Source organism: Kitasatospora purpeofusca (genome assembly GCF_000718025.1).
In the GTDB taxonomy this organism is placed as follows: Bacteria; Actinomycetota; Actinomycetes; order Streptomycetales; family Streptomycetaceae; genus Kitasatospora; species Kitasatospora purpeofusca.
Genome location: NZ_JODS01000007.1, coordinates 105,552 through 129,129, shown reverse-complemented (window position 1 = coordinate 129,129; position 23,578 = coordinate 105,552). Strand labels below are relative to the sequence as shown.

The window sequence follows — 23,578 nt, the reverse complement described above, 5'->3', positions numbered from 1 at the left end:
GAAGTCTAGGGACTTGGCGAAGCATGTTGCAGATTTGAGTATTGCTGCCCTACTCTCAGTACTGCAACGCTCACCGATGGGTTGTCAGTAGTGCCTGGACCCAGGGCAGTTGGTCCGTCGGCTCTCGACGAGCGACCCACGGCGTGCCCCCTCACACTCGCAGGGAGATTCCCCGTGTGTAACCCCAACCTCAACTCCCCCTCCCTCACCCTTGCCCGGCAGTCGTTGCGCGACGCCATGCTGCGCGCCGGGTGGGACGATGCGCGCATCTTCGACGCCGAGCTCGCGCTCGCGGAGCTGATCGTCAACGCCTGGCGGCACGGCCGTACCGCCTCCCCCGTGGTCCTGATCGCCACCCACGGCCTGACCCTCCGCGTCTCGGTCGGCGACGAGAGTCACGACCTCCCCGAGCAGCGACGATCGCCCGCACTCGGCGAACTCGCCGAGTGCGGGCGGGGGCTCCAGCTCGTCGAGGGTCTCACCCAGCGCTGGGGCGCGGACCCTCAGAAGAGAGGCAAGCTCGTCTGGTTCGAGCTGGACTCCGCCGCGTGACCGTCGTCGTCGCTCTCCTTCTCCTCGCCTCGGCGCTGGTCGGGGCGGTCTGCGAGCTGCTGACGCGATCGCTGCGGGAGCGGGTCGACCGGGCGGGCAGCACGGTCGACCGGTGAGTGCCATCTATGGCACCCAAGCCCTCGCCCGGGTCGGGCGGGGGCCCACCGCGTAAACTCCGGGCCTGTGAACGAGCAGCCGCAGGTCCTGGTCACCCGCCGTCTCGCGCCCGGTGTCGTCGAGCGCCTCTCCGCGCAGCTCCCGGCCGCGCTGCACGACTCCGAACTGCCGATGAGCCGCGAGAACCTGCTCGAAGCCGTGCGCGGCCGCCGGGCGCTGATCACCACCCTGGACGAGCGGGTGGACGCCGAACTCCTCGACGCGGCCGGTCCCGACCTCGAAATCGTCGCCAACCACGCCGTCGGCTACCACAACGTCGACGTGGCGGCCTGCGCCGACCGCGGCATCACCGTCACCAACACCCCCGGCGTGCTGACCGCCGCCACCGCCGACATGGCGTGGGCGCTGCTCCTCGCCGCCACCCGCCGGCTCGGCGAGGGCGAACGGCTGCTCCGCTCCGGTGAACCGTGGGCCTGGGCGCCGACCTTCATGCTCGGGCTGGAGCTGACCGGCACCCAGCTGGGTGTGCTCGGCATGGGGCGGATCGGGCAGGCGGTGGCCCGTCGGGCCAAGGGCTTCGACATGCCCGTCCGTTACCACAACCGCAACCCGCTGCCGCCCGAGCAGGCCGACGGGGCCGAGTGGCTGCCGCTGGAGCAACTGCTCTCCACCTCCACCGTCCTGGTGGTCACCTGCCCGCTGAGCGAGGCCACCCGGCACCTGCTGGACGCCCCCCGGCTCGCCCTGTTGCCGCCCGGCGCGGTGGTGGTGTCGATGACCGCCGGGGTCGTCGACGAGGTGGCGCTCGCCGCCGCCCTGGAGTCCGGTGCGCTGTTCGCGGCCGCCGTCGACAACTTCGAGCGCGAGCCGGCCGTCCCGTCCGCCCTGCTCGCCCAGGACCGCGCCGTGCTCGCCCCGCACCTGGGCAGCGCCACCGTCCGCACCCGCCAGGCGATGGGCAACCTGGCCGTCGACAACGTGCTCGCCGTCCTCGCCGGGAAGGACCCGGTCACCCCCGTCGCGAGGTAGCCGGCAGCGGGGGTGCCCCGGCCGACGAGCCGGGGCGCACCCTCATGAGCCCGCGCGTCGGGCGATCAGCGCCTCCAGCCCGTCCAGGATGCGCTCGACCCCGAAGGTCAGGGCCTGGTCCCGCTCCTCGGTCGGCGCGGTCATCGCGGCCAGGGTGGCCGGGTAGTCGTCGCCGTGCTCCCGCAGCACTCCGGCGAGGGCCGCGACGAGCCGGGCCTCGGCCTCCGTCCCGCTCGCCCGCGACTGCTGGGCGATGCCGCGGACGTGGCTGGTCAGCAGCACGACGGCGTCGAGCCGCTCGCCGCCGGTGAGGCCCTTGCCGTCCAGTGCGGCCAGGGCCCGTTCCACCCACGACAGTTCCCGCGGGCCCATCAGGCGCGCGCCCACGGTCGTCTCCAGGAGCCAGGGGTGCTGCGCGAAGGCCCGGAACAGGGCCGCGGACCAGGCGGTGAGGTCCGTGCGCCAGTCGCCGCCCGTGAGGTCCGGCGGGTCCTCGACCGCGCGGTCCGTCATCAGTGCGACGAGCTCCGCCTTGCCCGGCACGTACCGGTAGAGCGACATCTTCGTCTTGCCGAGCAGCTCGGCGACGCGCTGCATCGACAGGGCGGCCAGGCCCTCCGCGTCCGCGACCTCGATGCCGGCCCGGGCGATGCCGTCCAGGCTCAGCGCGGGTTTGGGGCCCCGCCTGGGCCGGGCCTGCGGACCCCAGAGCAGCCGTGCCAGTTCGTCCGCCATCGCTTCTCCCGCCCGCCGTCAGGCTTGCCACATCCCAAAACTGTGTCTACCGTACACAACAACAAACAGCGTCCGACGGACACAGTTTTGATCGAGGGGTGGACTCCATGGGCACGAAGGTCCTGATCTCCGGAGCCGGCATCGCCGGGCCGGCGCTGGCACTCTGGCTCGGCCGGTACGGCTTCGAGGTGACGGTGGCCGAGGCGGCCCCGCACCTGCGCGGCGGCGGCCAGGCCGTGGACTTCCGCGGCACCACCCACCTGACCGTGCTGGAGCGCATGGGCGTGCTCGACGACCTCCGCCGGATCCGCACCGGCGGCAGCCCGATGCGCTTCGTCGACGAGCGCGGGCGGACCAGGCTGCAGCTGCCCGCCGAGTTCGCCGGCGGCGACGTGGAGGTCCTGCGGGGCGACCTCGTCCGCGTCCTGTTCGAGCACAGCCGCCAGTTCACCGACTACCGCTTCGGCGAGTCCGTCAGCGAGCTCCGCCAGGACGCCGACGGGGTCCACGTCCGCTTCCGCAGCGGTGAGGCCCGCACCTTCGACCTCGTCGTCGGGGCCGACGGCCTGCACTCCAACGTCCGCCGGCTCGCCCACGGGCCCGAGGAGCGCTACGTCACCCACCTCGGCCACTACGCCGCCGGCTGGTCGCTGCCCAACTACCTGGGCATCGGCCCGGGGGAGGGCTCCGTCGGCCTCAACGTGCCCGGGCGGCTCGCCGCCGTCGGCACCAGTCACCGGGACCCGGGGACGGCCGGGGCCTTCTTCGTCTTCTCCTCGCCCGCGCTGACCTACGACCGCCACGACCAGGAGCAGCAGAAGGCGATCGTCGCCGGGGCCTTCGCCGGAACGGGCTGGGAGGTGCCGCGGCTCCTGGCGTCCCTGGCCGAGGCCGACGACCTGTACTTCGACTCCATCAGCCGCGCCGACGTCCCGAACTGGTCCACCGGGCGCGTCTCCCTCGTCGGTGACGCCGCCTGCGGCGCCACCATCGGCGGCATGGGCACCGGCACCGCGATCGTCGCCGCGTACGTCCTCGCCGGTGAACTGGCCGCGGCCGCCGGGGACCACACCACCGCCTTCGCCCGCTACGAGGGCCTCCTGCGCGGATACGCCCGGGGCTGCCAGAAGGGCGGCGACCGCGCGGGCAGGTTCCTGGCTCCCGGCGCCGTCGGGCTGCGGCTGCGCAACTGGTCGCTGAGCCGCCCCCGCATCCTCGACTGGATGATCGAGGAGGGCCGGAAGGCGACCCACCTCGACCTGCCGGACTACCGCTGCTTCGAGACCGGGCCGGACCGGATCGGTGCGCGCGCCCGGACGGGAAGTTGACCTCGCGTCGGTGCGGCGGAGGGCCCGGTCGGGGTGATCGCGAGCGGCAGCGGTCCCCGACCGGGCCCGGCTCAGGGGAGGACCAGCTGCTGGACGACGACGGCCGTGGACAGGGTCAGGTTGACGGTGATCAGTGCCCACAGGGATCGCCTCGTGCAGATCCCGCTCCGCCGGGTCAGGATCACGTAGGCGGCAACGACGAGGTCGAGGACGGCGAGGACCGCCACGAGGGTCCGCAGGGCGCTCGTCGTCGCGTCGGCTGTCGCCAGCGCGACCGCGAGCCCTGCGGGGTGGTGGAGGTGGGCGTGCACGGGTACTCCATCGGAACGGCGGCGAACGACCGGGGGATCGCCGGATCCGGTTTCCGGCAGGCCGAAACTCTGCCAGGCGGAATGATCACGCCGGGGTGGAATTCGCGGCAGGAACCTGCACATCCGCCTTGCAGGATCTCCGCGGCCCCGCCCGGCTCACCCCGGGCCGGCCTCAGTACTCCCGGTCGCCCGCGCCGTTGACCTCTCGGCGGGCCTGCCAGGTGGTGTGCTCGCGGGAGACGGCGTCCTCGGCATCGCGGGAGAAGCGGGCCCAGAGCTCCTCGGCGTCGGGGGAGCCGATGTCGAGGTGGGCGAGCTGGGCGCGGATCTGGGCCAGTTCGTCGGCGGCCAGGCCGTACGCGGCGGCGAGCGGGCGGTACTGGCGCAGCTGGGCCCAGGCGGTGACGGAGGCGGCCACGGCGGAGACGGCGCCGAGCGCGTCGAAGGAGAAGAGCCCCAGCGCGCGCAGCACGGCGAGCACCAGGCCGAGCAGCGGCAGCACCACGCCCGCCACCCCGGTCCAGAAGCCGGCCCGGGCGCAGTAGCGGGACTTGGAGCGGTACCAGTCCTGCTGCACCTGGATCCGTTCGCGCAGGTAGACGTCCCGGCGCAGGGCCAGCGGCTGTTCGCGCAGGGTGCGCATCGCGGGGGTGATCTGGCTCTCGGCGGGCCGGCCGGCCAGGCCGGGGCCGACCGCGCGGCTGTCCCGGAAGGCGTGCAGCACCCGGCCGAGCTGGAGGCCGTAGAGGCCCTCGGCGTCCGGCAGCGGCCGGGGCGGCGGCTGGACGGCGTCGGCCCGGACGGCGAACTTCCAGGCCAGGGTCTTCACCGACTCGGCGGCGGCCCGGCCCTCGTACCAGAGGCCCTGCGGGTTCTGCCGGCTGGTGACGGCGGAGAGGCCGATCGCGCCGAGGTAGGCGACGGCGGCGAGCCAGGCCCACGGTCGGCCGTCGGCGGAGCCGGCCGTGGCGGCCGCGACCAGCAGCAGCAGTTCGGCGGCGGAGAGCCGGACGGCCCGGTGCTGCCCCTGCTGGGAGGCCGAGTCGGCCGCCCAGAACAGCTCCGGCATCAGCTCGCGCTCCCGCACCACCCGGTCCGCCCCGCCCGTGCCCGACGTCATCCCGTCCCCCCGCTCGCAGCTCCACCACCCGCCCCGGCGGTTCTGCCCCGGCGGACGGCCCGGTACGCCTGGGCGGGCAGGCCGGTGCGCCCGGGGGGACAGGTCCGGACGGGCAGGCGGGGGCAGCCGGACCGGGGCGGGCGCGGGCAGACGGGCCGGCCTGCCAGCCCAGGCGGGCCGGACAGCGACGCCCCGTCGGCGCGGGCGTCCAGGGCCGCCGGGGCAGCGGTCGGCCGGGCGGCGTAGCGGGCCCGGTACCGGCCGCCGCGCCCTGCTACGTCGAACGGGCGGGGCGGGGCGGAGAAGTCCCGGAAGGCGGCGGAAGGTCCCGGAAGGTCCCGGAAGGAATCAGAACGTGTAGAAGATCCGGTCGGCGTTGTCGGTCATCTGCTTGGCGTTCCACTCGGTGCCGCCGGGCACGTTGCCCGAGCGGAACAGCGGCGGGGCGGCGCCCTCGCCGGCGAGGGCCGCGTCGGCCAGCCGCTCCACCGCCGAGGCGACCACGGCCTGCATCAGCGCGCTGGTGACGATGGTCGAGACCGGGCCGAAGGTGGTCTCGGCACCGGGGTGGGTCAGCTCGCCGTCGCCGACCGCGATCTTGTTGTCCAGGACGACGTCGCAGTGGTCCTTGAGGTAGGTGCCGGAGGGGTGCCCCGAGGGGACCGCGCCCGGGTAGGCCAGCGAGGTCAGCCCGATCACCTTCAGGCCGCGGGCCCGGGCGTGCTGGGCCAGCTCCACGGGCATGGTCTGCCGGCCCGAGAGCGAGATCAGGAACAGCAGGTCACCGCTGGTGGCGGGGGTGAGGTCCAGGGTGGTGGTGGCCAGTCCGGAGACCCGCTCCAGGGCGCTCGACAGCGGCGCCGGCATCACCGTGACCCCGGCCATGCCGGGGACCTCCAGCAGGTTGATCGGCACCAGCCCGCCGGCCCGGTAGACCACGTCCTGGGCCGCGAGCGAGGAGTGGCCGGCGCCGAAGGCGAAGACCCGGCGGTCCCCGGAGACCGCCTCGGCGAGCAGGGCGGCGGCCGCCTCGATGTTCTCCGCCTCTTCGGTCCGCACCCGCTGGAGGTGGGCGATCGCGGCCTCGAAGTACCGGCCGACCAGCTCGCTCATCTGCTGCCTTCGCTCTCTGCCGGTGGGGGGCCCGGCCGGGTGGCGCGGCCGAGATGGTCCGGACCGCTGGTGGAGAAAGCTACGGCCAGCACCGTGCTGCCTCACCGGTGCCGCTGTCAACAGGCACGAAATGCCGCCCCCCGAGGGCTGGGGCGGGCCCGGTTGTCGTCGCGGTACGTCAGAATTGGCGGTGAGGACCCCGAGGAACGGAGCCAGCGGCGATGTCTGGGCTGATCGACACCACTGAGATGTACCTTCGCACCATCCTGGAGCTGGAGGAGGAGGGCATCACCCCGATGCGCGCCCGGATCGCCGAGCGCCTGGAGCAGAGCGGTCCCACGGTCAGCCAGACGGTCGGCCGGATGGAACGCGACGGGCTGCTCCGGGTCGCGGGCGACCGCCACCTGGAGCTGACCGAGGAGGGCCGGCGGCTCGCGGTGCGGGTGATGCGCAAGCACCGCATCGCCGAGTGCCTGCTGGTCGACGTGATCGGGCTGGAGTGGGAGCAGGTGCACGAGGAGGCCTGCCGCTGGGAGCACGTGATGAGCGAGACCGTCGAGCGCAAGGTGCTCGCGATGCTCGGCCACCCGACCCAGTCCCCGTACGGCAACCCGATCCCGGGGCTGGACGAGCTGGGCGACGCCAAGGCCGAGGGCGAGGGCTTCGACGCCGGGCTCGTCGCGCTGGACACCGTGCTTCCCGGTGAGGACGGCGCCGATGTGGTGGTCCGCCGGATCGGCGAGCCGATCCAGACCGACGGCGAGCTGATGCGCACGCTGCGCCGGGCCGGGGTCCGTCCCGGTTCCACGGTGCGGGTGACCGCCGGGGTCGGCGGGGTCATGGTGGGCTCCGGGGACAACGCGGCCGAGCTGGGCAAGGACATCGCCGCGCACGTCTTCGTCGCGCAGGCCTGAGGACGTCCGGGCCTGAGAGCGTCCGGGCCTGAGGACGTCCGGGCCCGAGGAAGGCTCGCGCCGGTCCGGGAAGGGCCCGCGCGAGAACGGCCGGAAGGGCCCGGTGCTCCCCGTGCACCGGGCCCTTCCGCCCTCCCCGTTCCCTCCCGCTACCGCGCCACCGGCCTCCCCGAACCCGGCCGGTACCGCGGCCCCCGCCCTTCCCTCCCGTCCCCTCCGGTTCCCCTCCGTCCCTCCCGTCCGCCTCGCCCGGCTTCCCCGACCGAGCGCCCCTTCCGGCGGCCCCTCACATGGGAATTCCTGCCACTCGGCCGATCATGGCAATCCTTGAGCGTTGTCACTCGTACGAGGGGCTTTCGCCGTTGACCAGCGGGTACACCGAACCCTTATCCGCACATGCGTATGACGGGCCCGGTCTCCGGTGGGAGACAAGGCCCGTCACTCGCGCGCGGGGTCTCGCGCGGTGCACACCCCTCACCCGATCGGCGTAGGGCGGCAGTCCTCGGAGGGGTCGGCCGTTCGTCGGCGCGGCCGTTCGGCCGTTCGGCGGGGCGTCGACGGGGCGTCCCGGGGTGCGGTCAGCGCACCGCCGCGGGCTGGGCCTGCTGCGCCGCCGCCGACGGCGCCTCGCGCCCGCAGGCGTAGGCCAGCGGATTGATCAGCTCGGCGGCGTCCGGCAGCCAGCGGTTGAGCGCGGAGGGCGAGCGGGCCCACTGGGCGAAACCGGTCGGGCCGACCCGGGACGGCGGGGCCACCGTCCAGTCGCCCTCCCCCCGGGCCACCAGGTCCAGCCGGGCCGGCGGCCAGCCCAGCTTGCGGAGCATCTCCGGCAGCTTGGCCGCCACCCCGGGCAGTACCAGGAAGTGCAGCCGCCGCCCCGCCCGGCCCTGCGCGGCCGGGACCACCGCCACCGGGCCGAGCTGGAGGCCCATCCGCTCCATCCGGGCCAGCGCCAGGCAGCCCGCCGTCTCCGGCACGTCCAGGACGTCGAAGGACCTGCCGGTCGGCAGCAGGATCGACGCCTCCGGGCGCTCCGTCCACCAGCGCCGTACCGCGCCCGGCCCCGCGCTCGCCTTGCGCGCCCAGTCCGAGTCGATCGGGTGGGCACCGGGCAGCGCGCAGCGGGGCTCGCCGCACGAGCAGCGGGCGGGGCCGTCGCCGTCGATCAGCCAGGCGCCCGGGGCGACCTCCCAGTGACGGGTCTCGGCGTAGCTGACGGCTTCGACGAGCAGCGGGGGCAGTCCTGCGTCGGAGCCCTGGTCGGGGGAGTCGGGGGTGTCTTCCACGGGCTGCTCAACTACCGTGCGTGAGGCGGGTTACGGTCGGGTGCGGGCCGTTCCGCCACGCGGTGGCAATTCACCCGAACCGGTGAGGCGGACCGTGCGGGAGCGCGCCGGGGGGAGGCGGGGTGGGCGCAATGGGGGCGCACGGGAGCATTTTGCCGGGCGCGTGGGGGGTGGGGATCGTCACCGTGGGTATCCCGCTGGCGTTGCTGATCGCTAACCTGGTGTCAGTTTCCTTGAACGGTAGGACAGTCGGCAACTCGGCAACAGAGATCAGCAGAAAGCGTCGCCCGCCGGCCGGGACCGGAGGGTGTGGGGAGGCGAAGCCCATGGCCGCGAGACCACTTGTCGCACGACAGCCCAACGAGCGCCTGCAGCAGCTGATCCAGGAGGCCAGCTGCTCCAACGCCGGTCTGGCACGGAGAGTGAACCTCTGCGGTGCCGAACACGGTCTTGACCTGCGCTACGACAAGACCTCCGTAGCGCGCTGGCTCCGCGGCCAGCAACCGCGCGGACAGGCACCGGCGGTGATCGCCGAGGCGCTCGGACGCAAACTGGGGCGCAGCGTGTCGGTCGAGGAGATCGGCATGGCGGACGGCAAGAACCTCAGCTCCGGCATCGGGCTGCAGTTCGCGCCGACGCTGGGCGCCGCACTCGAACAGGTCTGTGAGCTCTGGCGCAGCGACGTCGGACGCCGGGACTTCCTGACCGGGGCGACGGTGGCGGCCTCCGCCCTGGTCGAGCCCAGCCGGGACTGGCTGATCACCCCGCCGGACCCGGTGGTGGCCCGCAGCGGCGGCACCCGGGTCGGCCCGACCGATGTCGCGGCGATCAAGGCGACCACCGCGATGCTGGTCGACCTGGACCACCGGTTCGGCAGCGGCCACGTCCGCCCGGTCGTGGTGCACTACCTCAACAGCGTGGTCTCCGGCCTGCTCGGCGGCTCCTACCGGGAGGAGACGGGCCGCCAGCTCTTCGCGGCCGTCGCGCGGTTGACCGAGCTGGCGGGCTACATGGCGGTGGACACCGGACAGCCCGGCCTCGCCCAGCGGTACTACATCCAGGCGCTGCGCCTGGCCCAGGCCGCCGACGACCGGGGCTACGGCGGGTACGTGCTGGCGGCCTCGATGAGCCACCTGGCGGCGACCCTCGGCAACCCGAGGGAGATCGCCCAGCTCGCCCGGGCCGCCCAGGAGGGCGCCAGGACGGTCGCCACCCCGACCGCGATGGCGATGTTCTACGCGGCCGAGGCCCGCGGCCACGCCCTGCTCGGCGACGCCCGGGCGTGCGAGGCGGTGGCCGCCAAGGCGCTGGAGATGATGGAGAAGCGCCGCCCGGAGGACGACCCGGACTGGATCGTCCACTTCGACGACGCCTACCTGGCCGACGAACTGGCGCACTGCCACCGGGATCTCGAGCAGGCGGGCCAGGCCGAGCACTACGCCCGCCGGGCGCTCGACCTGCACCCGCCGACCAGGGTGCGGCGCCGCGCAGTGGACCTCGTGCTGCTGGCGACGGCTCAGCTCCAGCAGCGGGACGTCGAACGGGCCTGCGAGACGGGCGCGCAGGCGGTCCGGCTGCTGAGCGGTCTGCGTTCCAACCGGGGCGTGGAGTACCTGGACGAGTTCCGCCGCCGGCTGGAGCCGTACCGGGAGCAGCGGGTGGTCCGCGAGTTCCAGGCCAGGGCGGAGGCGGAGGCCGCGTAGGCCCTGGTGGCGCTGCGGAGCGGAGCGTGCGGGGACGGTGAGGGGCGGACCGCCCACGTGGTCGGCCGGTTCGGTGAACCGGTAGCGTGGGCGCGACGTCCAAGGAACTGTGATGCTCCCAAGAACCGACGAGATGTGGTCCGCCGTCAGCGCGCGGTCGTGCACAGGTGAGGAATCGCGTTGAGCCAGCGCCGCTCGTACCCCAACTCCGGTGACTTCAATCTGGACGATCTGTTCCGTCCGGAGCCGGGGCAGCAACCGGCCGCGGAGCCGGGGCAGCAGCCGGGGCCGCCGCACGGTCAGCAGCCGGGCCAGCAGCCGGGTCAGTACCCCGTCCAGCAGCCCGGTCCGCCGCACGGCCAGCAGCCGGCCGCGCCGTACCCGGGACCGCAGCCGGGGCCCTACCCGGGCCAGGCGTCCGGGCAGCCCGAGTACTTCGGCGACAGCGTGCTGCCCACCCAGGCCATGCCGGTCCAGCAGCAGGGGATGCCGGCGCCCGGCTGGGGCGGCGCGGCGCACCCCGGCCACCCGGCCGACCACGGCCAGGCCACCCAGTACCTGCCGCCGTACCCGGGGGCCGACCCGCAGGGCGCCGGCGGCTATCCCCCGGCCCGTCCGGGATACGCCGACGGGCCCGCGGCGGACTACCCGGACCGGTCCGGCCCGGCCCCGGCCGGGCGCGGCGGCGGCCGTTCCTCCAACAAGCTGGTGATCGGGGGTGTGGTGGTCGGCGGCATCGCCGCGGCCGCCCTGGTCGCGGTGCTGATGAGCGGCGGCGACGACAAGCCCGGTTCGAAGCCGCAGGCCGCCCCGGCGACCACCGGCGGCACCACCACCGCCGCCACCGCGCAGCAGGGCCCCGGTCCGACCACCGCCTCCGTGAGCCCGGAGGTCAAGGCGCAGGCCCAGGCGCTCTCCGACCTGCTCGGCACCGCCAACGACAGCCGGCAGGCGGTGATCGGCGCGGTCGCCTCGGTGCAGAAGTGCGAGAAGCTCCCGGAGTCGCAGCAGGCGCTCACCGCCGCGGCGGGCCAGCGGCGGGAGCTGCAGAGCAAGCTCTCCGGGCTGAAGACGGACAAGCTGGCCGGCGGTCCGCAGCTGGTCGAGCAGCTGAACGCGGCCTGGGCGGCCTCGGCGACCGCCGACGACGAGTACGCGGCCTGGGCCGGGGACGCGCAGAGCGGCTGCGACCCCAAGAAGAACGACAACCAGCACTACAAGAACGCCGTCGCCGCGAGCGGCACCGCGACCACCGCCAAGAAGCAGGCGTCCGGGCTCTGGAACACCGTCGCGGGCCAGACCGCCCTGCCCACCCGTACCGACGGCGACCTCTGAGTCCCCGCCCGAGTCCCCGCCCCGCCGGGTCCCGGCGGGGCACAACGGCGGAGGGCCCGACCACTGAGAGTGGTCGGGCCCTCCGCCGTTCCCGGGCCGCGCCCGGCGGGGCGGCTCAGGCGGGCGGCTTGCCGCCGGTGAGCACCCAGCGCACATCGACGAAGCCGGGCCGCTGCAGGGTCATCTGGCCGCCCTTGACCACCTGGAAGGTGACCCAGGTGTTCACCAGCCGGGGCGACTCGGTGCTCGGCAGCATGTTGGTGGTGGCCCAGTTCAACGGCGGGGTGAGCCCGACGTCGATCGGCTCGCCGCCGTCCAGCAGGGTGGTCACGGCCTTGCTGGTGATCGTCTGCCCGGCCGCGGTCAGGCGCTCGGAGATCTGCTTGAACACCTCGTAGGCGACCCAGGTGGTCTGCACCCCGGGGTCGGCGGCGTCGATGTGCCGGTCGGAGTCGGCGCGGATCACCGCGCGCAGGCCGTCCCAGATCTTGGCCGACTCCGGCGGGTACCAGCCGGTCACGAAGGCACCGGAGAGCGGGCCGCTGTCGCCGCCGGTGGAGTCGACCACCGACTGCTGCACACTGCCGATCACCGAGGCGATCCTGGTGTTCTTCGCACCGGTCCGGCGGAAGGCGTCGAGCAGGTTGCCGGTCGGCTCGGCGCCCAGCGCGCTGGTGACGCAGTTGCCGGCCTGGTCGCCGCCGATCGCCTTGCGGACCACCGGGCTGTAGTCGTTGGACTTCTCCGGCGCCTTGACGTCCAGCAGCTTGATCCCGGCCGGCTTGAGCGCGTTGCCCAGGTAGCCGAGCAGGTTGTCGCCGGCCGGGGTGTCCGGGCGGATCAGCGAGACGGCCTTGCAGCCGGCCTCCACCAGCTGGCGGCCGCTGCCGCCGATCAGGGCGGGCATGCCGCCGCCCACCGGGTAGGACAGCGGGCTGCTGAACTCCGGCTGGGACAGCCCGTAGCCGCCGATCAGCGGGATGCCGGCACGCTCCAGGACGGGCATGAAGTCGTCGCCGAACTGGCTGTAGGAGCCCAGCACCGCGACCGCCTTGGCGTCCACCGCCTGCTGGGCGCAGGCCCGGGCGCCGTCGGAGGTGTTGTGCTCGTTGCAGGTGATCACATTGAGCCGGCGGCCGCCGAGGCCGCCCTTGACGTTGAGGTCCTTGCCGATGGCCTCGGCCAGGGCCGTCATGCCGGGACGGTCGGCCGAGCCGGTGCCGGACGGTGCCCAGGTCATGACGGTGAGGTCGCCACTACCGGTGGCGGCGTCGGCCGGTCCGCCGCACGCGGAGGCCGAGAAGAGGGTGGGAAGCAGCGCCGCGGCGGTCGCGACGGCCGCGATCGGGCGCCGGTTGCGCCGTCCTGCGATCGGGTTCATGGCCTGGGACGAGCCCCTTCGGCTGGTCATGGGTCTTTCCCTCCCGGGGCGCTCTCTGCTGCGCACCTGTTCCAGCCAATCCCTGGTGCCGCAAGCCGAGAGGGCCGTAAAGCCAACAAACGACCAACGGAGGAGGAACTCCGGGCGTGAACGCGTGTAGATCGGGAGTGGAGTACGAACGGTGGGGGAACGTACGATCGATCTCCATGTCCGCCAGCACAGAATCTTCGTATCGGTCTGCCCGAAACCCTTCTCGTCCGGGCCACCGCTCCAGCACGATGGGCGGCATGCCGCTCAACGACCTGCCCTGGTGGCGCTGGCGGGCCCGACTCCGCTCGGCCCTGCACATGCTCTCCGACCCCGGGTTCCAGCGGGAGGCCTGGCTGGCCGGCCGTGAGGGGTACGGCGATGTGACCGACGCCGTCTACCGGCTGGTCGAGGACACCTGGCTGGACCGCTGGTCCGCCGAGAAGTACATCGGCACGATCTTCCGGGACTCCGCCGAGGCCACGCTGGTGGACCTCGCGGTGCTCCGGGTCGTGCAGATCCTGCACGAGGTCGGTGCGGACGCGCCGGCTGGCGCCTACCTGGGGCACCACGACTGGCCGGAGGCGGTCCGGGCGGCCCGGGAGGCGCACGTCCTGCTGGCGGCCAACGACGGCGAGGACCCGGACGCGCCGCCGCGCTCGCTGGACATCCTGCGGATCCTGACCCAGGTCTGACCGGTCCGTCCCGGAGTGCGGGCAGTCCGGCTGGGGGTGTCCCGGAGTGTGAAACGCTGGAGCATTCACACCAGCACGAGCTCAGGACGGGATACCCCCACGTGGAACAGCAGCCGGCCAGCGCCCAGTACGTCCTCACGCTGTCCTGCCCCGACAAGCAGGGCATCGTCCACGCGGTCTCCAGCTACCTCTTCATGACCGGGTGCAACATCATCGACAGCCAGCAGTTCGGTGACGGGGACAGCGGGCTGTTCTTCATGCGGGTGCACTTCTCGGCGGCCGAGCCGGTGACCGTCGACAAGCTGCGGGCCAGCTTCGCCGCGATCGGCGCCTCGTTCGGGATGGACTGGCAGATCCACCCGAGCGAGCAGAAGCTGCGGATCGTGCTGATGGTCAGCAAGTTCGGCCACTGCCTGAACGACCTGCTGTTCCGTACCCGGATCGGCGCGCTGCCGGTGGAGATCGCCGCGGTGGTCTCCAACCACACCGACTTCCGCGACCTCACCGAGGGCTACGGCATCCCGTTCCACCACATCCCGGTGACCAGGGAGAACAAGGCCGAGGCCGAGCAGCAGCTGCTGGACCTGGTCGCCAAGGAGAACGTCGAGCTGGTCGTGCTGGCCCGCTACATGCAGGTGCTGTCGGACCACCTCTGCACCGCGCTGTCCGGCAAGGTGATCAACATCCACCACTCCTTCCTGCCGAGCTTCAAGGGCGCCAAGCCGTACCACCAGGCGCACACCCGGGGCGTGAAGCTGATCGGCGCCACCGCGCACTACGTCACCGCCGACCTCGACGAGGGCCCGATCATCGAGCAGGAGGTGGCCCGGGTGACCCACGACGTCACCCCGGACCAGCTGGTCGCGCTCGGGCGGGACGTCGAGTGCCAGGCGCTGGCGCGTGCGGTGAAGTGGCACAGCGAGCACCGGGTGCTGCTGAACGGCAGCCGGACGGTCGTCTTCGCCTGAGCCTGCGGGGCTGCCCGTCCCGTCCGGCTCGCTACGGCCGGGACAGCAGGGGCGTCGCGCGCAGCACCTCGCGGATCGCGGCCCGGTCGCCGTGCTCGCCGACCGGCACCCGGTCCGGGTCGCGGTGCGCGGCGGCCAGCTGGCAGAACTCCAGCCCGTCCAGCACCATCGCGGCCACCGGCTCGCCCCCGGGCGGACCGGCGTCCGGGCCGTCCAGCGGTATCAGCCACTCGCCGGCCGCCGGGCCGTCGATCACCAGCCGGATCCGCCGACCGGTCCGGCGCCCGGTGCCGACACCCGTTCCGGAGCCGTCCGGCCGCCCGTCGGCGCCGCCGAGCGCCGCGCCGGCCGGTTCGGGGCGTGCCGCCCGCTGCCCGGCCAGGGCCAGCGGCAGCATCCGCACCGCCAGGTCGATCATCTGCCGCAGGTGCTGCGGGGTCGGCGGGTCGTACGGGTAGGCGACCGCCCGGGCGATGTCCTCGCCGTGCACGTAGCACTCGAAGGCCCGGTCGACGAAGGCGTCCCGCAGCGGGACGGTGGCGAAGCCGAAGTCCACCGGGGTGTTGCCCTGCGGGGCGAGCGCGGCCGAGCGGACCAGTTCGTGGCAGTGCCGGCGCCACCGGGCGCGGATCCGCTGGGGCGGCTGGCCGGCCTGCTCGGCGGTGAGCCGGGCGGTGCGTTCGGTGATCCGGGCCCAGGGCGGGCCCGCCTGCGGCGGCACCCGGGGTGCGGCGACGGCCTCCTGCGGCGGGACCCGTCGTCCGGCGGGCGGCCCACTGCCGGCGCCCGGGCCGCCCGGTACCGGGTCGGGCAGGCCGAGCGCGACGGCCAGATAGCCGTCCACGGCGGCGAGATGGCACAGGACCTCGGCCGGGCGCAGGTACTCGGTGCCGCCGTGCCAGGGGAGTTCGGCCACCTCCTGCCACTCCTCGGGGCCGAGGTCGCGCAGCAGGGCGTCGAGCTTGGCGGTCTCGGCGGTGTACGGCATGCCCCAGGTGGGCACCGGCAGGTCCGCCGGACGGCGGGTCAGGCACCAGTCGAGCACCTGCTGGCGCAGTGCGCCGGGCTGGTCCAGCGGCTCCTCGACGGAGAGCCAGCCGGCCGCCTCGCGGAGCCGTCCGGCCTCCTCGGCGCACTGCGGGCAGTCGGTCAGGTGGAGTTCGAGTTCGGCGGCCTCGGCGGAGGGGACGGCGCCGAGGGCCCAGGCGCCGAGCAGTGAGCGCAGCGCCTCGTGCCGCTCGTCGGTGGTCGTCACGTCCCTCCGCCCTCCGTCCGTTGCCCGTCCTCCCCGGCCCTCGGCCCGTCCGCGCTCCCGGCGCCGTGGGTCGGCAGCCCGCCGCGCGGACCGCCGGCCGCCGGGGCGGAGGGCCGGTGCCGCTCGCGCTCCTGCTCCAGTTCGGTGGCCAGCAGCGCCAGCCCCAGCCGCATCCGCTGTTTGGCGGCCTGTTCGCTGATCCCGAGCCGACGGGCCGTCTCCTGGTAGGTGCGGCCGTCGTAGTAGGACTCCGTGATCGTCTCACGCAGCGGTTCCGGCAGGGCGGAGACCACGTACTGGACCCGGGCGGCGGTGGCCACCGTACGGATCTCGTCCTCCTCGGCGGGACCGGCGTAACCCGCCGCCTCGGCGCGGCGGGCGCGCAGCCGGTCCACCGCGCGACGGTGGGTCAGCGCGCCGAGCCAGGAGCGGAGCGAGCCGCGGGACGGGTCGAAGGCCTCGGGGTGCTCCCAGACGTGCGCGAAGATCTCCCGGGTGAGCTGGGCCGCGGCGGTCTGGTCGGACAGTATCCGGCCCGCCAATCCGTGCACCATCGGGGCGAGTTGGTCGTACAGCTCGCCGAGGGCGGTCTCCTCGCCGCGGGCCAGGCGCCGTTGCAGCTGCTCGTCCCGGCGCGGGGCGTCGTCGGTGGTGGCCACCGGTCACCACCCCTCCTGCCGGACCGACCGCTGACGCGTCCACGGTATCCCGGGGTGTTCGGGCGGCGGAGCGATTCGGGGAAGAACGGAGCCCGGTGCTTCGGATGGTCGGATCGTGGGATCTGCGGCCGATCCCGCTGTTGCGCTGTTCGAGAGTGGTTGGACATATGTCGCACGGGTGGTTCGCGAGTGGCGGGCGCGGCGCGAGGGGCGGACGGCGGTAGGTTCGCCTCTGCGTCCGGGGCCGGTCGGAGCGGCCGGGCGATCGCCGGTCCGAGGCTCGCCAGAGTGAGCGGGACAGTATGCCCTGCCCCGTCCCCCGATCGCTGGAATATGCCCGAAGCGCTTGCTGCGGTCCGCCGGCCGACTCATCCTGAGGCGTATTCGCGTCGTGGTCGATGAGCGACGGACGAGCCGGTGCGGGTGCACCGCACCGGGCGTGACGTGCGGTGACCCGGCGGACAGCGGCCCGGAGGACGGGCCCGGTGCGTACCCGGGCCGGCCGGGCGACCAGGGCCCGGTCGAGACGGTGCCGAACTGCGAGTGCGGGTGGTGGAGCGGTGCAGGTTCTTCAGGTACAGCTGGCGGTGCAGGCGGACCCCGCCGAGGTCGGCCGGGCCCGCCGGTGGGTCCGCTCCCGGCTGCTCAACCACGGGGTGGACCCGGACGCTCCGATCGCCGAGACGGTGGTGCTGGTGGTCTCCGAACTGGTCACCAACGCCGTGGTGCACACCGGGTGTCCGGCCGTGCTGCGGCTCTGCTTCCCGCTGGGCGACTTCCCGGGCGCGCCACCCGACGGCTCCCCGGCGGGCTCGGCGGCCGGGTCGGCGGTCGGCCCGTCGGGTGTCTGTGCGAATGGCTCGTCCTCCTCAAGTGCCGCCCCGGCCGGGGGCGGTGAGGTGCGCGAGGCGGCGACGGTGGGCCCGCTGCGGGTCGAGGTCGCCGACGCCAGCCAGGTCGCCCCCGCACCCCGGCACGCGGGTGCGGACGTCGACGCCACCAACGGGCGCGGGCTGGAGCTGGTCGAGCTGCTCTGCGACCGCTGGGGCTGGTACCCGGACGGCTCGGGCAAGCGGGTCTGGTGCGAGATCAGCCCGGACGCCCGGCCGGTGGACCCGCTGGCCACCGTCGACTGGGCGGCCCTCGCGCAGTAGGGCCGGGCCGCGGGACAGGCTTCGGGCGGGCCGTCGGGGCCCGGTGATCGCCGGGCCGAAAGCTGACGCAACCATTCCGAATTTCGGACAACCCATTGACGTGACGTATCCGACTGATCACGCTTGGGTGCAGCTCTCCGTCGCGAGGGGACGCCGAGGGACATCCGAACGCCGCCGCGGTGCTGCTGTCCAGGGGGATCACGTCAGCAGGGGGGCCGTAGGCAGGGACGGTCGGGCGACTGTTCCTCGGCGAGTGCGGAGGGCGTGGCACGGGTTCAGGGCCCGTGCACCGAGGTTGGATGGCGGCCGGCCGTGCCGTGCTCGGGGTGCGTGCGGCCCGCCGCCATCCGATCCGCCCGCTGTGGGCGATCCTTTTCGGCCACCGGTCCCGGTTCGTCCGGGCGCGGACTCCGGACGGCCGGTTCCCGCTCCCCGGTTGGCCCGATTCCGACGAAAGCTGGCAGCCCCGCCCCTCGTCGCGCCACGGCCCCTTCGGGAGACTCGGCCGCGTGAACGAAGCGAACGCCCCCACCGGCACGGCGGCCCCGGCCGGGCCTGTCGACCGTGTCGACCCTGCCGACCTCGCTGGATCTGCCGGACCTGCCGACCTCGGCGGAGCGGCGGGCCCGGTCGCCCCGGCCCGCGCCCCCCGGGTGCACTACGCCTGGGTGGTGGCCGGAGTCGCCCTGCTGGTGCTGCTCGGCTCGGCCGGATTCCGCTCCACGCCCAGTCTGATGATGGACGCGCTGCACACCGAGTTCGGCTGGTCGATGGGCACGATATCCAGCGCCACCTCGGTGAACCTCAGCCTCTACGGCCTCACGGCCCCGTTCGCCGCCGCGCTGATGGACCGGTTCGGCGTCCGGTTGATGGTGGTCTGCGCGCTGCTGACCATCTCGGTCGGATCCGGCCTCACCATGCTGATGCGCGAACCCTGGCAACTGGTGCTGTGCTGGGGCGTGTTGGTCGGCCTCGGCAGCGGCTCGATGGCCGGGGCGTTCGCCACCACCGTCACCGGCCGCTGGTTCAGGGCCAGGCAGGGCCTGGTGACCGGGGTGCTGACGGCCGCCGGGGCAGCGGGCAACCTGGTCTTCCTCCCGCTCGGCGCCTGGCTGGTCCAGCAGCACGGCTGGCGTTCGGCGGTCGTGGTGGTCTCGCTGGCTGCCAGCGCGGTGGCCGTCCCGGTCCTGCTGCTGATGCGCGAGCGGCCCGCCGACCTCGGCCTGCTCCCGTACGGCGCGACCGAGCCCCCGCCCGCCCCGGCGGCCGAGGGGCGGGCGCTGGCCCGTTCGCTGCGGGTGCTCAGGGATGCCGCCCGAACCCGGGCGTTCTGGCTGCTGGCCGCGTCCTTCGCGATCTGCGGCGCGACCACCGCCGGGCTGGTCGGCACCCACTTCATCCCGGCCGCCCACGACCACGGCCTGCCGGTCACCACCGCGGCGAGCCTGCTCGCGCTGATCGGTGTGTTCGACGTGATCGGCACCGTCGCCAGCGGCTGGTTCACGGACCGCTTCGACGCCGGGGGACTGCTGGTCGTCTACTACGCGCTGCGCGGGCTCTCGCTGCTCCTGCTGCCGCAGTTGTTCGCCGGCTCGCTGGAACCGCCGATCCTGGCGTTCGTGATCTTCTACGGTCTGGACTGGGTGGCCACCGTCCCGCCGACGGTCGCGCTCTGCCGGCAGTACTTCGGGGAGGACGCGCCGATCGTCTTCGGCTGGGTGCTGGCCTGCCACCAGATCGGCGCCGCGGTGGTGGCCGGCCTGGCGGGCGTCGCCCGGGACGCGCTCGGCGACTACGACCTCGCCTGGTACGTGGCGGGCGGGCTCTGCGCCTTCGCGGTGCTGCTCTGCCTGGCCCTGCGGACGCCGGGGCGGGGGACGGACCGCGCGGTCCCGGCCCTGAGCTGAGTGAGCCGAGCTCGGTGGGACGAGTGGGCCGAGCTGGGGCGCCTGAGTGTCGTAAGGGGTGGCTAGGCTCCGGAGCCATGACGCTGAGCTTCACCCTGGACCCCGGATTCGGCCCCGAACTGCGCGCCGAGGTCACCAGCCTGTGGACGGCCGCCAGCAACGCCGGCGGGGCGGTCGGTTTCGTCCACCGGGTGACCGAGGACGAGGTCGGCGCCGTCGGGGCGAAGCAGTTCGCCGGGCTCGCCCCGGCCGGACCGGACCGGCTGCTGATCGCCCGGGAGGCCGGGACCGGGCGGCTGGCCGCCATGCTGCTCCTGGAGTCGATGCGGTTCGGGCCGATGGACCACTGGCGGCTGGTCTCCAAGGTCATGGTCCACCCCGAGCTCCAGGGGCGCGGCTACGGCGCGGCGCTGCTGGCCGAGGCCGAGCGGATCGCCCGGGAGTGGGGACTGGCCGGGCTGAAGCTCCAGGTGCGGGGCGGGCTCGGCCTGGAGTCCTTCTACCTCCGCAGCGGCTACGTCGAGGTCGGCCGGGTGCCCGGCGCCATCCGGGTCGCCCCCGGTGACGACCGGGACGATGTCGTCATGTGGCGCGACCTGCGCTGATCATGCCCGTGCCGGGGCGGTCCGGGGCGGGACCCGTTCCCCGCCGGGCCCGTCGGGCATGCTTCACTGGGAGACCGGCCGGTCCCAGCGCAGTGAAGGATGTGTCCCCGGTGAGCAGCAATGTGAGCAAGAAGTCGCACGCCACACTCCGCTACACCTCGATGCGGGTCTCCGTCTTCCTGGCCTGCCTGCTGGTCGCGCTGATCCTCGGCCACTTCCAGGTGATCCCGGTCTCCGGCGAGGCCGGGGTGATCTTCCTCTTCCTGCTGGCCGCCGTCGTCTCGGCGCCGCTCAGCTATGTGCTGCTCAGCCGGCAGCGTGACGAGATGTCGGTCGAGATCTCCGGCCGGGTGGACGGCATCCGCACCCGGACGGCCTCCCGGATCGCCGCGCAGAACGCCGAGGAGGACGCCGCGGTGGACGACGCGCTGCGCGCCGCGACCACCAAGGCGCCGACCGGCCCCGCCGCCTCGGCCCCGCAGAACTGACCCGCGCCACCGTGCCGGAGAACGCCGCACCGGAGGGCGCGGAGCCGGGGGACGCCGTACCGCCGGTGCGCCCCGAACCGGCCGCCGGGACCTGGCCGGCCCCGGTCCGCCGCCCGACCGGCCGGGACGTCGCCCGCCTCGCCGGGGTCTCGCAGGCCACCGTCTCGCTGGTGTTCTCCGGCTCCGAGGCGGGCCGCCGGGTCTCCGACGCCACCCGTGAGCGGGTCCGTGAGGCCGCCCGGGGCCTCGGCTACCGGCCGCAGGCCGCCGGCCGTCAACTCCGGCTGGGCCGCAGCGGCATGATCCTGCTGGCCGTGCCGAACATCCTCGGCCCGTTCTTCGGCCGGGTGCTGGAGGGCGTCCACGAGGAGGCCGGCAAGCACGGCCTGGCCGTCGTGATCAGCTCGGGCTGGGGGAGCGCCACCCTCGCCGAGGCCGCCACCACCAGCCGCTTCGACGGCCTGCTGATCTGCTCCCCGGACGACAGCCAGCTCGGCGAACTGCCCGCCGACACCCCCGTCGTCTTCCTGGACGCCGACCCCGGCACCGACCCGGCCCGTCCGACCGTCGAGCTGGACGTGGGCGGCGGGATGCGCGCCGCCGTCGCCCACCTCGCCGCCCTCGGCCACCGCCGGATCGCCAGGCTCCGCTCCACCCACGCCGCGTACACCTTCCGGGTCCGCCAGGCGGCCTTCGAGGAGACGGTCCGGGCGCTGGGCCTGGACGCGGTCGAACTCGGCGTCAGCCTGAACGAGGGCCAGGCCGCCGCCCGCGAGGTCGCCCACCGGCTGCTGGAGCTGCCGGACCGGCCGCACGCGGTGATCTGCGACGACGACGTGGTCGCCGCCGGCGTCTACCAGGCCGCGGCCGAGCGGGGCCTGCGGGTGCCCGCCGACCTCTCGGTGGTCGGGATCGACAACGTCCCGGTGGCGGCGCTGCTCACCCCGCCGCTCACCACGGTCGACCTGCCCGGCGAGGAGCTGGGCCGGGCCGGGGTGGCGGCGCTCGCCGGACTGCTCCGGGGCGAGGCGGTCGCACCCGTACCGCCGCTCGCCACCTCGCTGGTGCTGCGCTCCTCCACCGCTCCGGTCTCCCAGGAGCACTGACTCCGACGGTATTCGCCGCCCGCCGCCCGCCGCCCGCCGCCCGCCGCCCGCTGCCCCGGCGCAGGGGCGCAGGGGCGCGCCTGCGGGGCGGACGGGCGCGCGGTGCCGGCGCGGACCGGAGCGGGTACGACAAAGTGGCTGCGCCCGTCAGCCAGACCACCGGCCCGACAGGCGCAGCCACGTCCATGGGGATGCGGCGGGCGTCAGCCCACCGGCACCGGAACCGGCTCGGCGGCGGGCAGCGGGTGCGCCCCGGCCGAGGTCCCGCCGGCCGGGCGGATCCAGCGGCGGGCACCGAACAGCAGCAGCCCGCCCAGGCCGATCCCGCCCGCCGCGCAGAGCGCCACCGAGCGCAGCGACCCCTCCGCGAGGTGGCCGGAGACCGCGTAGCCCAGCGAGTTCCCGGTCGCGAAGAGCGTGACCAGCCAGGCGAACGCCTCCGTCACGGTGCCCTGCGGGGCCAGCTCGGCGACCAGTACGAAGGCCGCCGCCAGCAGCGGAGCCAGCGCGATCCCGGAGACGAAGGCGAGCACGGCCATCACGGCCGGGCCCGGGACCAGCACCAGCGGCAGGTAGCTGACGGCCATGCCGAGCGCCATCAGCCAGGTCCGGGTGGCCGTCGAGCTGCGCCACCGCACCGCGCCGTAGGCGAGCGCGCCGAGCAGGCCGCCGAGTGCCGCCAGGGCCAGCAGGCTCCCGGCGCCGCCGGGCAGGCCGTTCCCGTGCTGGGCCTCGGCGTAGGCGATGAACAGCACGTTCTGCGCGCCTACTGCCCAACCGGCGCCGGCCAGGCCGATCAGCAGCAGGACCAGGCCGGGGGAGCGGAGCGGTCCGAGCAGGCCCGCCGAGTGCGCGCGCGGCGGCGCCTGCCAGGCGCGGGCCGGTGCGGTGGTGGCGACCACCAGTGCCCCGGCCAGGCCGAGTCCGGCCGCCACCCAGAGCGCCGTGACCGGGCCGGCGGTGCCCGCGATGCCGGCCACCGCGAGCGGGCCGGCGACATAGAGGATCTGCTGCGAGGCGGAGTCGAACGCGTAGGCGGTGTCGAGCTGCTTCTCCTCGACGACGTCCGGCCAGAGCGAGCGCAGGCAGGGTTCGAGCGGGGGCATCGCCAGTCCGGCGATCGCCGCGCCGACGGTGGCGGAGACCGCCGACGCCGGTGCCAGCGCCAGCAGGGCGTACCCGCCGCCGGCGATCACCGCGGAGACCAGCAGCACGCGCGGCTGGCCGGTGCGGTCCACGATCCGGCCGAGCACCGGCCCGCCGATGGCCGCCGCGATCGCGTACGCGGCGGTGGCCAGCCCGATCCGGCTGTAGGGCGCGCCGGCGTCGCGCAGCGCGAGGGCGATCACCAGGGCGGTCATACCGGCCGGGAGGCGGCCGAGCAGGGTGCCGAAGAGCAGGCGGCCGACGTGCGGGGCGCGGAGCAGGGCGAGGTAGCCCATGGGCGGGATTCTCCGGTCTGGGCAGGGGCGGGCGGGGGATGCTCTCCAAGTTATACGTATAACTGCTGAGCGGTCAATCAGGCCCGCGCGGGGCGTTCCTCAGGGCCCGCCCGGAGCGACCCCCCGGGGTCCGCGCGGAGCGCCCCTCGGAGTCCGTGCAGGCCCCCGGGTGTCGCGCCGGGATCCTTCGCGTCCGGAACTCAAACAACTACTTTGAACATCTCAAACCTTTACTGCTAACGTGTCGCCCATGACCACCTCAGACGCACGTTCGGCGCACGGCCTGGGCTCGCAGCCCGGTGCCGCCCGCGGGCGTCTGTCCGGTGCTGTGGACAGCCCGCGCCGTTG

General features: G+C 74.3%; 22 protein-coding genes. 13 read left to right on the top strand and 9 right to left on the bottom strand.

All coding sequences use genetic code 11. The features are described 5' to 3' along the window. Window positions 1–174: 174 nt before the first annotated feature. Window positions 175–552 carry an ATP-binding protein gene (locus IF01_RS0113270; RefSeq protein ID WP_157855210.1) on the top strand — a complete coding sequence of 126 codons (378 nt, stop codon included), beginning with the start codon at window positions 175–177 and terminating at the stop codon, window positions 550–552. A 183-nt stretch (window positions 553–735) separates the two neighbouring features. Beyond that, window positions 736–1,698, top strand: coding sequence for a 2-hydroxyacid dehydrogenase (locus tag IF01_RS0113260; RefSeq protein WP_030393563.1), 963 nt, complete (start codon window positions 736–738; stop codon window positions 1,696–1,698). Between the two features lie 42 nt (window positions 1,699–1,740). Here the strand turns inward: IF01_RS0113260 and IF01_RS0113255 are convergent, their stop codons facing one another. Next, window positions 1,741–2,433 (bottom strand): TetR/AcrR family transcriptional regulator, encoded by a 693-nt coding sequence (locus IF01_RS0113255; RefSeq protein WP_030393562.1) that lies wholly within the window; start codon window positions 2,431–2,433, stop codon window positions 1,741–1,743. Between the two features lie 107 nt (window positions 2,434–2,540). Here IF01_RS0113255 and IF01_RS0113250 point away from each other — a divergent pair, with 107 nt between their 5' ends. Further along, on the top strand, window positions 2,541–3,761 hold the full coding sequence (locus tag IF01_RS0113250) for an FAD-dependent monooxygenase (protein WP_030393561.1): 1,221 nt from the start codon (window positions 2,541–2,543) through the stop codon (window positions 3,759–3,761). Window positions 3,762–3,832: 71 nt separating this feature from the next. On the opposite strand, the gene IF01_RS0113245 is transcribed toward IF01_RS0113250, so the two are convergent. From IF01_RS0113245 to IF01_RS0113235, 3 genes are all read right to left on the bottom strand, one after another. After that, entirely contained in the window at window positions 3,833–4,072 is a 240-nt protein-coding gene (locus tag IF01_RS0113245) for a hypothetical protein (protein WP_030393560.1), read from the bottom strand. Between the two features lie 172 nt (window positions 4,073–4,244). Next, the gene (locus tag IF01_RS0113240; protein ID WP_030393559.1) at window positions 4,245–5,192 is read right to left on the bottom strand and encodes a DUF4231 domain-containing protein; all 948 of its coding nucleotides are present in this window, start codon (window positions 5,190–5,192) and stop codon (window positions 4,245–4,247) included. Between the two features lie 348 nt (window positions 5,193–5,540). Next, window positions 5,541–6,305 (bottom strand): SIS domain-containing protein, encoded by a 765-nt coding sequence (locus tag IF01_RS0113235; RefSeq protein ID WP_030393558.1) that lies wholly within the window; start codon window positions 6,303–6,305, stop codon window positions 5,541–5,543. A 221-nt stretch (window positions 6,306–6,526) separates the two neighbouring features. Here IF01_RS0113235 and IF01_RS0113230 point away from each other — a divergent pair, with 221 nt between their 5' ends. After that, window positions 6,527–7,219: an iron-dependent transcriptional repressor DtxR gene (locus IF01_RS0113230; RefSeq protein ID WP_030393557.1), complete on the top strand. Its 693-nt coding sequence runs from the start codon at window positions 6,527–6,529 to the stop codon at window positions 7,217–7,219. 578 nt (window positions 7,220–7,797) lie between these two features. Here IF01_RS0113230 and IF01_RS0113225 read toward each other — a convergent pair. Then, complete coding sequence (locus tag IF01_RS0113225; protein ID WP_037779733.1) at window positions 7,798–8,505, bottom strand: bifunctional DNA primase/polymerase; 708 nt, start codon at window positions 8,503–8,505, stop codon at window positions 7,798–7,800. Between the two features lie 326 nt (window positions 8,506–8,831). Between IF01_RS0113225 and IF01_RS0113220 the strand changes: the two genes are divergently transcribed. Next, the gene (locus IF01_RS0113220) at window positions 8,832–10,208 is read left to right on the top strand and encodes an NsdA family TPR-like regulatory protein (RefSeq protein WP_030393555.1); all 1,377 of its coding nucleotides are present in this window, start codon (window positions 8,832–8,834) and stop codon (window positions 10,206–10,208) included. 180 nt (window positions 10,209–10,388) lie between these two features. After that, window positions 10,389–11,543: a hypothetical protein gene (locus IF01_RS43865; RefSeq protein WP_051740429.1), complete on the top strand. Its 1,155-nt coding sequence runs from the start codon at window positions 10,389–10,391 to the stop codon at window positions 11,541–11,543. Window positions 11,544–11,658: 115 nt separating this feature from the next. On the opposite strand, the gene IF01_RS0113210 is transcribed toward IF01_RS43865, so the two are convergent. After that, window positions 11,659–12,954: an ABC transporter substrate-binding protein gene (locus IF01_RS0113210; protein ID WP_094745530.1), complete on the bottom strand. Its 1,296-nt coding sequence runs from the start codon at window positions 12,952–12,954 to the stop codon at window positions 11,659–11,661. A 257-nt stretch (window positions 12,955–13,211) separates the two neighbouring features. Here IF01_RS0113210 and IF01_RS0113205 point away from each other — a divergent pair, with 257 nt between their 5' ends. Both IF01_RS0113205 and purU read left to right on the top strand, forming a co-directional pair. Beyond that, window positions 13,212–13,646 carry an SCO4402 family protein gene (locus tag IF01_RS0113205; RefSeq protein WP_445972084.1) on the top strand — a complete coding sequence of 145 codons (435 nt, stop codon included), beginning with the start codon at window positions 13,212–13,214 and terminating at the stop codon, window positions 13,644–13,646. A gap of 101 nt (window positions 13,647–13,747) precedes the next feature. After that, the gene (gene purU, locus IF01_RS0113200; protein ID WP_030393551.1) at window positions 13,748–14,614 is read left to right on the top strand and encodes a formyltetrahydrofolate deformylase; all 867 of its coding nucleotides are present in this window, start codon (window positions 13,748–13,750) and stop codon (window positions 14,612–14,614) included. A gap of 31 nt (window positions 14,615–14,645) precedes the next feature. Here the strand turns inward: purU and IF01_RS0113195 are convergent, their stop codons facing one another. Together IF01_RS0113195 and IF01_RS0113190 are read right to left on the bottom strand one after the other, a co-directional pair. Continuing rightward, on the bottom strand, window positions 14,646–15,869 hold the full coding sequence (locus IF01_RS0113195; protein ID WP_030393550.1) for a zf-HC2 domain-containing protein: 1,224 nt from the start codon (window positions 15,867–15,869) through the stop codon (window positions 14,646–14,648). After that, window positions 15,866–16,528, bottom strand: a complete 663-nt coding sequence (locus IF01_RS0113190; protein WP_063764201.1) for a sigma-70 family RNA polymerase sigma factor — start codon at window positions 16,526–16,528, stop codon at window positions 15,866–15,868. Before IF01_RS0113190 ends, IF01_RS0113195 begins: the two co-directional genes overlap by 4 nt. Window positions 16,529–17,088: 560 nt before the next feature. On the opposite strand from IF01_RS0113190, the gene IF01_RS47475 reads away from it, so the two are divergent. The 5 genes from IF01_RS47475 to IF01_RS0113165 all read left to right on the top strand — a co-directional run bounded on the left by IF01_RS47475 (window position 17,089) and on the right by IF01_RS0113165 (window position 21,788). After that, entirely contained in the window at window positions 17,089–17,682 is a 594-nt protein-coding gene (locus IF01_RS47475; RefSeq protein WP_106981204.1) for an ATP-binding protein, read from the top strand. A gap of 509 nt (window positions 17,683–18,191) precedes the next feature. Beyond that, the gene (locus IF01_RS0113180) at window positions 18,192–19,589 is read left to right on the top strand and encodes an MFS transporter (protein ID WP_375340979.1); all 1,398 of its coding nucleotides are present in this window, start codon (window positions 18,192–18,194) and stop codon (window positions 19,587–19,589) included. A gap of 77 nt (window positions 19,590–19,666) precedes the next feature. Next, window positions 19,667–20,194: a GNAT family N-acetyltransferase gene (locus IF01_RS0113175; RefSeq protein ID WP_030393546.1), complete on the top strand. Its 528-nt coding sequence runs from the start codon at window positions 19,667–19,669 to the stop codon at window positions 20,192–20,194. A gap of 110 nt (window positions 20,195–20,304) precedes the next feature. Continuing rightward, window positions 20,305–20,682, top strand: a complete 378-nt coding sequence (locus IF01_RS0113170) for a DUF4229 domain-containing protein (protein WP_233290062.1) — start codon at window positions 20,305–20,307, stop codon at window positions 20,680–20,682. Between the two features lie 11 nt (window positions 20,683–20,693). Then, window positions 20,694–21,788, top strand: a complete 1,095-nt coding sequence (locus IF01_RS0113165) for a LacI family DNA-binding transcriptional regulator (protein WP_051755279.1) — start codon at window positions 20,694–20,696, stop codon at window positions 21,786–21,788. A gap of 203 nt (window positions 21,789–21,991) precedes the next feature. Here IF01_RS0113165 and IF01_RS0113160 read toward each other — a convergent pair whose 3' ends face one another. After that, on the bottom strand, window positions 21,992–23,230 hold the full coding sequence (locus IF01_RS0113160) for an MFS transporter (protein WP_030393543.1): 1,239 nt from the start codon (window positions 23,228–23,230) through the stop codon (window positions 21,992–21,994). Window positions 23,231–23,578: the final 348 nt, after the last annotated feature.